At 66.6% G+C, this 13,611-nt stretch carries 9 protein-coding genes; 6 read left to right on the top strand and 3 right to left on the bottom strand.

What is annotated here, in order from left to right; translation table 11 throughout:
- Positions 1 to 45: 45 nt before the first annotated feature.
- Positions 46 to 2,481 carry a TonB-dependent receptor plug domain-containing protein gene (locus CKW06_RS18595; RefSeq protein WP_024956781.1) on the bottom strand — a complete coding sequence of 812 codons (2,436 nt, stop codon included), beginning with the start codon at positions 2,479 to 2,481 and terminating at the stop codon, positions 46 to 48.
- Between the two features lie 215 nt (positions 2,482 to 2,696).
- On the opposite strand from CKW06_RS18595, the gene CKW06_RS18590 reads away from it, so the two are divergent.
- The 4 genes from CKW06_RS18590 (at position 2,697) to CKW06_RS18575 (ending at position 8,128) form a co-directional block, all read left to right on the top strand.
- A complete protein-coding gene (locus tag CKW06_RS18590; protein ID WP_010481551.1) occupies positions 2,697 to 3,179 on the top strand; it encodes a DUF3574 domain-containing protein in 483 nt (160 codons plus the stop codon).
- Positions 3,180 to 3,215: 36 nt separating this feature from the next.
- Positions 3,216 to 4,073 (top strand): SH3 domain-containing protein, encoded by an 858-nt coding sequence (locus CKW06_RS18585; protein ID WP_024956782.1) that lies wholly within the window; start codon positions 3,216 to 3,218, stop codon positions 4,071 to 4,073.
- Positions 4,074 to 4,203: 130 nt separating this feature from the next.
- A complete protein-coding gene (locus tag CKW06_RS18580) occupies positions 4,204 to 5,922 on the top strand; it encodes a thiamine pyrophosphate-dependent enzyme (RefSeq protein ID WP_024956783.1) in 1,719 nt (572 codons plus the stop codon).
- Between the two features lie 601 nt (positions 5,923 to 6,523).
- Entirely contained in the window at positions 6,524 to 8,128 is a 1,605-nt protein-coding gene (locus tag CKW06_RS18575) for a SulP family inorganic anion transporter (protein WP_038646440.1), read from the top strand.
- 79 nt (positions 8,129 to 8,207) lie between these two features.
- On the opposite strand, the gene CKW06_RS18570 is transcribed toward CKW06_RS18575, so the two are convergent.
- Positions 8,208 to 8,918 carry a glutathione S-transferase gene (locus CKW06_RS18570; protein WP_024957830.1) on the bottom strand — a complete coding sequence of 237 codons (711 nt, stop codon included), beginning with the start codon at positions 8,916 to 8,918 and terminating at the stop codon, positions 8,208 to 8,210.
- A gap of 169 nt (positions 8,919 to 9,087) precedes the next feature.
- On the opposite strand from CKW06_RS18570, the gene CKW06_RS18565 reads away from it, so the two are divergent.
- Both CKW06_RS18565 and clpB read left to right on the top strand, forming a co-directional pair.
- The gene (locus tag CKW06_RS18565; protein WP_024957831.1) at positions 9,088 to 9,909 is read left to right on the top strand and encodes a DUF3014 domain-containing protein; all 822 of its coding nucleotides are present in this window, start codon (positions 9,088 to 9,090) and stop codon (positions 9,907 to 9,909) included.
- 181 nt (positions 9,910 to 10,090) lie between these two features.
- Positions 10,091 to 12,676: an ATP-dependent chaperone ClpB gene (gene clpB, locus CKW06_RS18560; protein ID WP_012481080.1), complete on the top strand. Its 2,586-nt coding sequence runs from the start codon at positions 10,091 to 10,093 to the stop codon at positions 12,674 to 12,676.
- 72 nt (positions 12,677 to 12,748) lie between these two features.
- Here clpB and CKW06_RS18555 read toward each other — a convergent pair whose 3' ends face one another.
- Complete coding sequence (locus CKW06_RS18555; RefSeq protein WP_024957832.1) at positions 12,749 to 13,549, bottom strand: MipA/OmpV family protein; 801 nt, start codon at positions 13,547 to 13,549, stop codon at positions 12,749 to 12,751.
- Positions 13,550 to 13,611: the final 62 nt, after the last annotated feature.

Genomic DNA, 13,611 nt, shown 5'->3' with positions numbered 1-13,611 from the left:
ACTACCGTGTCGTGCGGACCAACGGTCCGCACCCACCCAATGCGATCAGAACATATAGCGGACGCGGCCGTAGTAGTACGCGCCGTTGCTGCCGATCGGCGACAGCACGTCATACGGCAGGTTGCCGAAGTAGTGGATATCGCTGTTGGATCGATCCGGGTAGTTGTCGGTCAGGTTCTGGCCGCCGATGGCCACGCTCCAGCGCGGAGTGATGCGGTATTCGACCTCCGCATCCAGCTGCCACTCGGCCTGGTAGGTCTGGCGCGGGATGTAGCCGTCACCGAAGTTGAACACGCGGGTGGCGCTGCCGTAGCGGTTCACGCGGCTGCTCAGCGACCAGTGGTCGTTGCTCCATGCGGCCGAGAAGCTGCCGCGGGTACGCGGCGTGGCATCGGTGAGCGTGTTGGTCTCTTCGATGCCGAACAGCACATAGTTCGGGTTGAGCGCCTGCAGCTGCGCCGGCGTAGCCAGCACGTTCTTCAGCGTGGTCTTGGTGTACGCATAGGTGCCGGTCAGCAGCAGCTGGCCGTCGCCCAGTGACTGGCGCCAGTTGCTCACCAGCTCGGCGCCGCGGGTGCGGGTATCGGCGGCGTTGACGAAGAAACTGGCGCTCTGCAGGCCGCTGACGCCGTAGTTGGCGGCCACGTAGTCGGTCAGTGCATCGCCGGTGATGCTCTCCGACAGCGCGATGCGATCGTCGATGTCGATCTGGAAGAAGTCCAGTGACAGGTCGAAGTGCTCGCCAATTCGGCTGGTGAAGCCCAGCGAGGTATTGATCGACTTCTCCGGCTTCAGGTTCTGCGCACCCAGGCCACGCGCGATCGGATTGTTGACCGACAGCAGGCGGCCCTGCACCAGCTGGCCGCCAGCGTTGTAGCCGGTGGAGGTGGACTCGTAGCCGATCTGCGCCAGCGACGGCGCGCGGAAGTTGTTGGAGATGGCGCCACGCAACGCGAACGCCGGGGTGAATTCGTAGCGCAGGCCGAGCTTGCCGGTCAGTTCGCCACCGAAATCGTCGTTGTGCTCGTAGCGCGCGGCCAGATCGGTGGAGAACTTCTCGCCGAACTGACTGGACAGGCTGGCGTAGGCGCTGGCGACATCGCGAGACAGGGTGGCCGCGTCCTGCGGGGTCAAGCCGCCACCGGCCTGCGAACCGGTCGGGCGGTCGGTGTACGGGCCGGCCGCATAGCTGGCCGGGTCGCCGGGACGGGTCTGGTAGCGCTCGTGGCGTGCTTCCACGCCCAGGCCGAGCGTGTGGCTGATGCTGTCGCTCTGGGTGAACACGCGGCTCAGATCGAGGTTGCCCACGGTCTGCGCGTATTCGTAATCGGCGGTCTTGAAGCGGGTCGGGCTGGTCGGGCCCAGCGAGGCGTTGAGCGAATCACGCAGGCGGTAGGTGAAGTCGTTCTGGCCGTAGTCCAGGCTGCCGTCGTAGCTCCATTCGCCCCACTGCCCGCGCACGCCGGCCACGGCCTGCACGTCGCGGTTCTCGCCCTCGGAGATCGGCCGGTACCCATTCGGATAGACCTCCTTCCAGTTGGCATCGCCATCGGGGTAGCGGAAGTAGTTTGCGCCTTCGGTATCGCGCTGGTTGAAGGTGCCGAACGCGTAGAACGTCGAGGTCTGGCCCACCGGGATCTCGGTGTTCAGCCACAGGTTGATGTCCTTGCTCTTGCCATCGCCCAGCACATAGTTGCGCTTGCCCTGCAGCGCCAGGTTGTCGGGGGTCTGGTCCCACGGCGGAATCTGGTCGAAGCCGGCACGGTTGGTGCCGTTGCGATGCTTGTATTCCAGGCCGGCGCGCAGGAAGCCGCCGTCCTCGCCCAGCGAGGTGCCGACCTTGGCGCTGATGTTGCCGGTCTGGCCGTCGGTAAGGGTACGCCCGATCGGCTTGAGGTCGGTGTGGTTGGCACCGTAGCTGGCCTCGATCTCGCCGCCATCGCCGCCGTTGTCGAGTATCACGTTGATCACACCGGCCACCGCATCCGATCCGTACAGCGCGCCGGCGCCGTCGCGCAGCACTTCGATGCGCTTGATCGCACTGACCGGAATCGAGTTGAAGTCGACCGGGGTGGTGCCCTTGCCGATCTTGCTGTCGGTGTTGACCAGCGCGGTGTGGTGGCGGCGCTTGCCATTGACCAGCACCAGCACCTGGTCCGGCGAGAGGCCACGCAGCTGTGCCGCGCGCACGTGGTCGGCGCCACCGGAGTTGGACTGGCGCGGGAAGTTGAACGACGGCAGCAGCGCCTGCAGCGCGCTGCCCAGTTCACCGTTGACCACGCCGGCCTTGCGGATGTCCTCGGCGGTGAGCACATCCACCGGTGAGGTGGATTCGAGCACGGTGCGGTCGGCGGCACGGGTGCCGGTGACGATCACCGTGTCCAGGTTGGTGGCGTCCTGGGCCAGGGCCGGGACGGCGGCGGAGGACAGCGCGAGGGCGATGGCGAGGCCGAGTGGCGACGCGGGCAGGCGGGCGGACATGGGGGCTCCAGCAACAACGACGACGGGGAAGGGGGAGATAGTTTCACTTACATCCATCCGGATGAAGCGATATATTATCTTCGCGTGATGGCCGGTGCCGGTGCAAGCCCCTGCCGGTCCAGCATGAGCTGATGCCCGGCTGGCATCAGCACGCTGAACCGATGGCGCTGTACGCTGCCGGCTCGCCTTTTCCCCCCTTCCCCGGAGCTGTACCGATGAAACACCTTGGCCTCGTCTTCGCCGTGCTGCTGGCCACCAGTGGCTGCGCCAGCCTGTCCTCGCAGGCGCCCAGCGCCTATGCCACGGCCACCACCGCCGAACTGAAGGGCGATGCTGCACGCCCGTCCGCCGGCCACGGCTGGGTGCGCAGCGAGCTGTATTTCGGCGTGGGCGAGGAGCAGGGCGCCGGCAACCGCCCGCAGGCCGATACCATCAGCGAGGCGCAGTGGCGCACCTTCCTGGACAAGGAAGTCACTCCGCGCTTCCCGGATGGCCTGACCGTGTTCGATGCCTATGGCCAATGGCTGTTCCGCGGTGATGCCGCGCCCAACCGCCTGCGCACCAAGGTGCTGGTGGTGCTGCACGAGGACACCCCGCAGCGCCGCGCCGACATCGAAGCGATCCGCCTGGCGTGGAAGCAGCAGACCAAGCATCAATCGGTGCTGTGGTCGCGGCAGCCGGTCGAGGTATCGTTCTGAGTTGAAGGTGCCGCCGCGGTGCCGCAGGGAGCAATGATGAATTGCAGGGAATGCGTGCTGGGCCTGGTGCTGGCGGGCGTGCTGGCACCGTCGGCGCAGGCAAGTGGCGACGACGGCGAAACGCTGCGGTTCCAGGTGGCCGCGCATGTGCAGGCGCACGCCGATCCGCAGCAGGACGGCAGCATCGCCGTGCAGCTGTCACCGTCGGGCAAGCGCCAGACGCTTGAGGGCGCGGCGGATGCCGATGGCAGTTCGCGATGGTCGCTCGAAGATGTCGATTTCGATGGCTACCCGGAACTGGTCGCACGCGCCTCGGTGGGCATGGTCAACGAAGCGGTGACGGTGTACCGGTTCGATCCGGCCAGTGCGGGGTTCCGCGCGCTGCAGGCCGACACCCACGGCAAGGACAGTTGCGGTGACCTGATGGGGTTGAGCGTGGATGCTGCCACTCGAACCCTGACCAGCAGCTGCCGCAGTGGCCCGATGTGGTACACCGACCTGTACCGGTTTGCAGGCGCGAAGCTCCATCTGTACCGCTCTGAGAGCGTGCTGATGCTGGGCGATACCTTGAACGCCGCGCTGCAGTGGGAACAGACCGACGAGCAGGGCCCGTTGGCGGTCTGGCGCACGTATGATCCGGCCGGCCGTGTGCTGGAGAGCGCGATTGCCAATGGCCTGGGCGCACCGCCGGACGGGCCGTTGCGTGGTCAGCAGGCCGCCGTGGTACCCGCGCGCCTGTTCCTGTTCGACCGACCCGGTGCGTCCAGCACCAAGCGTTACCTGGTGCAGGGCGACCGCGTGGAACTGCTGGATGAACAGGACGGCTGGGTGAAGCTGCGCTACCGCAACCCGAAGCAGGGCGCGGTGGAAGGCTGGATCAACGTCAACGATTGAAGAAAAAGGGGACGGAGGGAATCAAGTCGTTTGCGGCACATACGACTTGATTCCCTCCGTCCCCTTTTTTGCGGAGGCATCACTTCATCGGGTCTAGCCTCGGATGTTCCCCCGTTCGAGGATGTATCCGATGAGCAAGCGCGTGGCCGAAATCGTGGTGGACGCCCTGCAGCAGGCCGGTGTCCGCCGTTGCTACGGCATCGTGGGCGATACGCTCAACCATGTGACCGATGCGATGCATGGCAGCGAGATCGCATGGGTGCATGTGCGGCATGAGGAAGTAGCAGCCTTTGCCGCAGGCGCCGATTCGCTGGTGAGCGGCGAACTGACCGCCTGCGCCGGCTCCTGCGGCCCCGGCAGCCTGCATTTCATCAATGGCGTGTTCGAGAGCAACCGCAACCGCGCGCCGATGGTGCTGATCGCCAGCCAGGTGGTGACCAGCGACCTGGGCATGGAATTCCCACAGGAAGTGGACTTCAAGGCGGTGTACGCCAGTTGTTCGGTGTTCTGCGAGCAGGTGCACAGCGCCGAGCAGGCGCGTCGCGTGGTCACCCTGGCCTGCCAGGCCGCGATCAGCCGTCGTGGCGTGGCGGTGGTGATCCTGCCCGCCGATATCAGCCAGGCCGAAGTGAAGCACGATGTGCCGTTCTCGGTGCATTACACCCAGCCGGTACTGCGCCCGTCGGATGCTGAGCTGCAGCGCATCGCCGAGCTGCTGGGGCAGGGCAAGCGCATCGGCATCTACTCCGGCGCCGGTTGCCAGGGTGCGCACGCACAGCTGCTGGAACTGGCCCGGCGCCTGCAGGCACCGATCGCGCACACCTCGCGCGCCAAGGACTTCGTCGAGCCGGACAACCCGTACAACATGGGCATGACCGGCATCTTCGGCATCGAATCCGGCTTCCACACGCTGATGGAGTGCGACACGCTGCTGCTGCTCGGCGCCGACTTCGCCTGGGGCCAGTTCTACCCGGACAAGGCCACGATCGTCCAGGTCGACCGCGATGGCAGCCATCTCGGCCGCCGCCATCCGGTGAACCTCGGCGTGGTCGGTGACATCGCACCGACGCTGGATGCCTTGCTGCCGATGTTGCCGCCGCGCGAGGACAGCAGTTTCCTGGACGAATGTATCGAACGTCGCGACAAGGCGCTGAAGAAGCGCGAGCAGGAAGAACAGCCGGGCGAGGGCGAGCTTATCCACCCGCAGCATCTGACCGCGCTGCTGTCGAAGTACGCCAGCGACGATGCGCTGTTCACCGCTGACGGCGGCTCGCCGATGGTCTGGGTGCTGCGGCATATCCGCGTCAACGGTCGCCGCCGCACGCTGACCAGCCTGCTGCACGGCACGATGGCCAATGCAATGCCGCAGGCACTGGGCCTGCAGAAGGCGTTCCCCGGCCGGCAGGTGATTTCGCTGTCCGGCGATGGCGGCCTGGCGATGCTGCTGGGCGACCTGCTGACGGCCGTGCAGGAGAACCTGCCGATCAAGGTGGTGGTGTTCAACAATGGCTCGCTGAACTTCGTCGAGCTGGAGCAGAAGGTGGAAGGCCTGCTGGACAACTACACCGACCTGAAGAACCCGGATTTTGGCCGCCTTGCCGAAGTGATCGGCTTCCACGGCCGCACGGTGACGCGCAGCGAGGATCTGGAAGAAGCGGTGCAGGATTTCCTGGCGCAGCGTGGCCCGGCGCTGCTGGATGTGCATACCAGCCGCGCCGAGCTGGTGATGCCGCCGCAGATCGAGGCCAAGCAGGTGGCCGGTACCGCGCTGTATGCAGCCAAGGCGGTGTTGAACGGCCGCTTCGACGACGTGAAGCATCTGCTGGTGGACAACTTCCTGAAGAAGTAACGGGGTGGGTTTGATGCAGGGCTGCGCCCTGCACCCGCTACGAGCCGGAGCCAGAGCAGAAGCGGGTTTCCTGAGGGATGGCGGGGTGGGTCCGGTTGCGGGGGACGCCGTAAACCCGTCCCTGGGGGCTTGGCCGCGGCATCCATGCCGCGGACACCCCCGCAACCGGACCCACCCCACCTTCGACAGTTTCCTGCGATCTGTCGGTAGATCCACGCCCTGCGTGGATAGCGTGGAAATGATCGAATTGTTCGTGTAGAGCCGAGCCATGCTCGGCTCAGAGCGAAGCGACCCGCTTTTGCTTTTGATCCTTTGATTCCTTTCCGTGGCTGGCACGCGCAAGGAATTATCAGGGGCCGGCCGGGATGGGCTGCGCAGGACCGTTGGCGCCATGGATGGCGCCATCGAGCCCCCAGGGATGGGTTTACGGCGTGTCCTGCGCAGCCCATCCCGACCGGCCCACTCCGATAAAGCTGCTTTTGACGACCCCCCAGCCACGAGGGGCTCCGCCGTTGGCTGGAACCCATCATTCCACGACGGAATTGGCGCGCTGGCCCCGCTGGGCCTACCATCGGCGGTCCCCACCCCCACCGCCCCTTCCATGTCCGCTCCCGCTTCCGCCGCACCGCGTCGCTGGTTCGTCGCCGGCGACTTCAACGGCTTCTTCGGCCTGGTCGTCGATAACCTCTCCATCCTCGGCTTCATCGCCATGGCCCTGGTCGGGATCTTCCAGTTCCCCGCCGAAGTGGTGTTCGGCCGCATGTTCCCCGGCACCGCCTTCGGCGTGCTGGTCGGCAACCTGCTGTACACCCTGATGGCGCGCCGGCTGGCCGCGCGTACCGGCCGCGACGACGTCACCGCCATGCCGCTCGGTCTGGATGCACCGACCAGCATCGGCATGGCGCTGCTGGTGCTCGGCCCGGCCTTCATCGCCTTCAAGCAGCAGGGCATGGACCCGCATGCTGCGGGCATCGCCACCTGGCAGCTGGGCATGGCCGCGCTGGTCATCATGGGCGTGCTCAAGTTCGTGTTGTCGTTCTTCGGCGAAGCGGTCACCCGCGCGCTGCCGCGAGCCGCGCTGCTGGGTTCCATCGCCGGCATCGCGCTGGTGCTGATGGGTCTGCTGCCGCTGCTGGAAACGCTGCGCTCGCCGCTGGTCGGCTTCACCACGCTCGGTTTGCTGCTGTACGTGCTGATCGCCAAGGGCAAGCTGCCGGTGCGTGGCCCGGGCGTGCTGCTGGCCTTCGTGTTCGGCACCGTGCTGTACTACGGCCTCGGCCTGGCCGGGCTGGGCGCACCCGGCTTCCATGTACCGGAGTGGGTGCCGCCGCAGGTGGTGCTGCCGCTGCCGACACTGGGCTTCCTCGACGGCCTGCCCACCGCGATGACCTACCTGCCGCTGCTGCTGCCGTTCGGCCTGCTGATGGTGGTCGGTGGCATCAACGTCTCTGAAAGCGCGCGCGCAGCCGGCGACGACTACCGCACCCGCGACATCCTGCTGGTGGAAGCGGTGGCCACGCTGGTGGCCGGCGTCTGTGGCGGCGTGGCGCAGACCACGCCCTACATCGGCCAGCCGGCGTACAAGCACATGGGTGCGCGCAGCGGCTATACGCTGCTGACCGGCCTGTTCGTCGGCATCGGCGGCATGCTCGGCATCATCTCCGGGCTGGTGCAGTGGCTGCCGCTGGCGGTGCTGGCACCGATCATCGTGTACGTGGCCATCGATATCACTACCCAGGCCTTCCAGGCCACGCCGCGTCACCACACCGGTGCGATGGTGTTCGGTTTCCTGCCGTCGGTGGCGTACCTGCTGGCGATCAAGGCACCCGGCTGGATCGCGCCGGACCAGCTGCCGCAGCTGCTGAGCAAGCTCGACGGCCATGGCCTGCCCGAGCTGGCGGTGATCTTCACCCTCGGCAACGGCTTCATCATCACCTCGATGCTGTGGATTTCGGCGGTGGCGGCGATGGTCGATGGCCGCCTGCGCCGTGCCTGCGGCTTCCTGCTGGTGGCTGCGGTGCTGACCCTGTTCGGCCTGATCCACTCGGTGGATCCGCGCGGTGGCATCTACCTGCCGTGGGAGCTGGACGGCCTGGCGCGCATCATCAGCTGGCAGTTCGCTGGTGCCTACGTGGCACTGGCGTTGCTGCTGGGGTTGCTTTCGCTGCAGAAGCAGCCGGTGCAGCCGCTGGGTGAAAACAACTGACCCAACGGTAGTGCCGGCCGCTGGCCGGCATCCTCATGGGCTTCGGTCGGATCGTGCAGCTGCCGGCCAGCGGCCGGCACTACCGTTCGGCGTCCAGTTCCGGGTAGTGGCGGAAGATGCCGTTGGTGTTGAACGCCAGACGTCGTTCCGAGGCCAGATAGGCGGCGATGTTCGGCCGCTTCGCCACCCGCGCCTGCAGCGCACGCAGCAGGGGCAGGGTCGGCGCCAGTGCCTGCATGCGGCGTGGAAACATGTAGTCCAGCCCACTCAGTAGCTGGAACAGCGACAGATCCACGTAGGAATGCTCGCGCAGTGCATGGCGGCCACCGTTGGCGGCCAGCACCCGTTCGAAGTAGCCCAGGAACTTCGGCAGGCGCTCGCTGCGCAGCGACGCGGCACGTGCCTTGGCCTCGGTCTTCTGCGCTTCGTAGTACTTCGATGCGGCAATCGGATGGTGGGTGTCGTGCACCTCGGCCACCAGGTCGGCGATGGTCAGCTGCAGTTGCAGCGCCTGCATCCGCCGCGAGGCCGCCTGTGGCACCAGGTCCAGCGTCGGGCCGAGGAAATCCAGGATCGCCGCGACCTGCGCGATGACCTGGCGGCCGGCCTTCAGGAACGGCGGTGCAAAGGGCTGTGGCCCGTCACTGCTGCCATCCAGGAATGGCTGCATCACCGCATCGCCGTGCACCCGCGCCATGTCGATGTAGTCGGCGCCGGCATCTTCCAGCGCCAGTCGCACGAACTCGCCCCGGCCCTGGATGCCGGTCCAGTAATACAGCGCGTACTGCATGGCAGTGTCTCCGCAGGACAAGGCCCCCAGCCTCGCGCGCGGCATGCAAAGCAGGCGTGAGCGCGGTTCTGGTGCAGGGCGAACCCGAACGGCAGCGGAACCGGTGGGGAACCGGCTGCAATCGGTGGGGTCACACCTTCTCCATGCGTGTGAAACGAGGTGCTGCATCATGCAGAGTGCAAAGGCGGTATGGCCCTGGGTGCTGGGTGTGGTGGTGATCGGCGGCGCGGGCGGTTGGTTGTTCCGGGATCAGCTGAAGCACTTGGCAGACGGTGTTTCGGTGCCGGTGCAGTCAACCCCCGCCAGTACCGGCGCGCCGCCACAACCGCAGGCGGCCGCGCAGCCCGCGCCGGCACCACCGCCGATCAGGCATCCGCTGGATACCGAGGCCGCGGCCGACCCGGCGCTGCCAACGCTGGCCGATAGCGATGCGGCGGCCTGGGGCGCATTGAGCCAGCTGTTCCAGGGCGAGGGGCCACTGACCCTGCTGCTGCGCGACCACCTGATCCAGCGCCTGGTTACCCAGCTCGACAACCTGGACAAGCCCAGCGTGCCGCCGACCGCGCTGGCCGCGCGGCCGCTGCCGGGCAGCCTGCAGGTCGAGCCGGGCGAGGGCGGCGAGCACATCGCTGCCAGCAACGGCGCGCGCTATGCGCCCTACGTGCAGGCCTTCACCGCGCTGGACCCGGCGGCAACGGCTACTGCCTACAAACGCTTCTATCCGCTGATCCAGCAGGCCTATCTCGACCTGGGCCGGCCCGACGGGTACTTCAATGATCGCCTGGTCGCGGTGATCGATCACCTGCTGGACACCCCGGAACTGGCCCAGTCCCCAGTGGTGCAGCGCGATGAACGCGGCCGCTACCGCTTTGTCGATCCCACCCTGCAGTCGCGCTCGATCGGGCAGAAGGCGCTGCTGCGGATGGATGCCGCCCAGGCGCGGGCGGTCAAGCAGCAGCTGCGGGCGATCCGCAGCGCGATCACCCGCTGAGCCCGTTCACCGCGTAGAACTGATCGGGATCAACGCGCCGACCACACCGGTTCCGGCATGCTGGCCGAAGCCTGACTGGCCTCGGGGTGCAGTCGCAGCCACCCTTGAAACCGGGTGGGGCAACCGCATCTTTCCAGCATCGCCGGCGCGGGCCGGCCCTGATGACCGATGAGGATTCGCAATGCGGATGGACAAGCTCACCTCGCGTTTCCAGCAGGCGCTGGCAGACGCACAGTCGCTGGCCGTGGGCCGCGACAACAGCATCATCGAACCGGTTCACCTGTTCAGCGCGCTGCTGGACCAGCAGGGCGGCAGCACGCGTCCGCTGCTGGCCCAGGCCGGGGTGAACGTGCCGGTGCTGCGCGAGCGCCTGACCGAGGCGCTGGATGCGCTGCCGAAGGTGTCCGGCCAGGCCGGCAACGTCTCGATGGGCAACGACCTGGGGCGCCTGCTGAACCAGACCGACAAGCTGGCCCAGCAGCACGGGGATGCCTTCATTGCCAGCGAGTGGTTCGTGCTGGCGGCGCTGGACGACGGCGGCACGCTGGGCATGGCGCTGCGCGCCGCCGGTGCCGACAAGACGCGCCTGCAGGCGGCCATCGACAAGCTGCGCGGCGGCGAGAACGTGCAGTCGGAGAATGCCGAGGAACAGCGCCAGGCGCTGGAGAAATACACCATCGACCTGACCGCGCGTGCCGAGAGCGGCAAGCTCGACCCGGTGATCGGCCGAGACGAGGAGATCCGCCGCACCATCCAGGTGCTGCAGCGCCGGACCAAGAACAACCCGGTGCTGATCGGCGAACCCGGCGTGGGCAAGACCGCGATCGTGGAAGGGCTGGCCCAGCGCATCATCAACGACGAAGTGCCCGAAGGCCTGCGCGGCAAGCGCGTGCTGTCGCTGGACATGGGCGCGCTGATTGCCGGGGCCAAGTTCCGCGGCGAATTCGAGGAGCGCCTGAAGGGCGTGCTCAACGACCTGGCCAAGAACGAGGGCCAGATCATCCTGTTCATCGACGAACTGCACACCATGGTCGGCGCCGGCAAGGCCGATGGCGCGATGGATGCCGGCAACATGCTGAAGCCAGCGCTGGCACGCGGCGAGCTGCACTGCATCGGCGCCACCACGCTGGACGAATACCGCAAGTACATCGAGAAGGATGCTGCGCTGGAGCGTCGCTTCCAGAAGGTGTTCGTGGGCGAGCCGTCGGTGGAGGACACCATCGCGATCCTGCGCGGCCTGAAGGAAAAGTACGCCGTGCACCACGGCGTGGAGATCACCGATCCGGCCATCGTCGCGGCTGCGACGTTGTCCAACCGCTACATCACCGACCGCCAGCTGCCGGACAAGGCCATCGACCTGATGGACGAAGCCGCCTCGCGACTGCGCATGGAGATCGACTCCAAGCCGGAAGAGCTGGACCGCCTTGAGCGCCGGGTGATCCAGCTGAAGATCCAGCGCGAGATGCTGAAGAAGGAGAAGGACGAAGCCTCGCGGCAGCGCCTGGCCGACCTGGAAAACGACATCGACGGGCTGGAGCGCGAGTTCTCCGACCTCAATGAAATCTGGAAGTCGGAGAAGGCCGCGCTGCAGGGCGCGACCAAGATCAAGGAACAGGTCGAGCAGGCCAAGCTGGAGCTGGAGGCCGCGCAGCGCCGCCAGGATTTCGCCAAGATGAGCGAGATCCAGTACGGGCTGCTGCCGCAGCTGGAAAAGCAGCTGGCCGCGGCCCAGGAGGCCGAGCACAAGGACTTCAAGCTGGTGCAGGACCGCGTGACCGACGAGGAGATCGCCGAGGTCGTATCGCGCTGGACCGGCATCCCGGTCAACAAGATGCTCGAAGGTGAGCGCGACAAGCTGTTGCGCATGGAAGAGGTGCTGCACAACCGCGTGGTCGGCCAGGAAGAAGCGATCAAGGTCGTCTCCGATGCCGTGCGCCGTTCGCGTGCGGGCCTGTCCGATCCGAATCGCCCGGCCGGCTCGTTCCTGTTCCTCGGCCCGACCGGCGTCGGCAAGACCGAGCTGTGCAAGTCGCTGGCCGAATTCCTGTTCGACAGCGCCGACGCGATGATCCGCATCGACATGAGCGAGTTCATGGAGAAGCACAGCGTCGCCCGTCTGATCGGCGCGCCTCCGGGTTACGTGGGCTACGAGGAAGGTGGCTACCTGACCGAGGCCGTGCGTCGCCGTCCGTACTCGCTGATCCTGCTGGACGAAGTGGAGAAGGCGCATCCGGATGTGTTCAACATCCTGCTGCAGGTGCTGGACGATGGCCGCCTGACCGATGGACAGGGCCGCACCGTGGACTTCCGCAACACCGTCATCGTGATGACCTCGAACCTGGGCTCGCACCAGATCCAGGACATGAGCGCCGACGACAGTCCGGAGGCCTACACGCAGATGAAGGCGGCGGTGATGGGCGTGGTACAGGCGCACTTCCGTCCGGAGTTCATCAACCGCCTGGACGACATCGTGGTGTTCCACCCGCTGGACAAGCAGCAGATCAAGCAGATCGCGCGCATCCAGATGCGTGGGCTTGAAAAGCGGCTGGCCGAGCGCGGGTTGAAGCTGGCGGTCTCCGATGCGGCGTTCGACCTGCTCGGCAACGTCGGCTTCGATCCGGTCTATGGCGCACGCCCGTTGAAGCGTGCAATCCAGTCGCAGCTGGAGAATCCGCTGGCGCAGCAGATCCTGTCCGGTGCTTTCGTCAACGGCGATACCATCGAAGTCGGAAACGACGGTGGCCGCCTGGTGTTCGCCAAAGCGTGATTCACACGGGGCGCTGCCTGGCCGCAGCGCCCCGTTTCCTGCGAAGTGGGCCGGGCAATGCCCGGCGCTCACTCAGAAGCGGTGCGTATAGCCGCTCATCAAGCCGAACTGGTTCGCCTTCTGCACGATCGGGCTGTCGGCGGCATCACCGAGCAGGCGCGTGCCTTCGGCCGAGATGTACCAGTTGCCGTTGCGGCCCACGCGGTGGCTCCACTTCAGGCCGACACCGGCACTGACCAGGCCGGCTTTTGGCTTGTGCTCGGCAAAGCCGGTACGCGCCGCCTGTTCCGGGCTGACGCCGTACCAGGTCTGCATGTAGCCGCGGTTGCCGTAGTCGGTGGACACGCTGCCGCTGACCACGCCGCCGGCCAGGTCGAACAGCGGCATGCTCAGGTTCAGATGGATCTGCTGGGTGGCCAGGCCGTTCTCTGCCTTGTCCTCGTCCTTGCGGGTGAACTGCCAGGAGCCGCTCAGCACGGCTTCGCCCAGCGTATAACCAGCCGAGACGCCGACCAGGGGACGGGCATCGATATCACCCATGCCGCGCAGGAAGTCGGAACCGCCGAGCAGCGAGTCCTTTTCCTTGCGGATGCCGCTGGCGCCGACATACGCGCGCACGCGGGTGTGCTCGCCGATGGAGGTGCCCCAGCCAATGCCACTGGTGCCCAGAAACCATCCACCCGGCGAGGTGACATCAAAGGACAACGACGGCGTCGCACGATACTCCTCGCTGCCGCTGTAGCGCGGCGCCACGCCACCGCCGGCAGCGACCTCGAAGGTCCAGTGGTCATCCTTGGCGTGGGCGATCGGTGCGGCGAACAGCGGCAACAGGACCAGGCAGAGCAGGGCGGGGGAACGGCGAAGCTGGGACATGGAAACTCTCGACAATGGGAGGAAGGCAGCACGCGCATCCGGCGAGTGCTGCAGGGTCGCTA

Origin of the sequence: Stenotrophomonas maltophilia, from assembly GCF_900186865.1 — a bacterium.
GTDB classification, from domain to species: Bacteria; Pseudomonadota; Gammaproteobacteria; order Xanthomonadales; family Xanthomonadaceae; genus Stenotrophomonas; species Stenotrophomonas maltophilia.
Note: the sequence above shows the minus strand (reverse complement) of the source record. Positions and strands in the feature narration are given on the sequence as shown.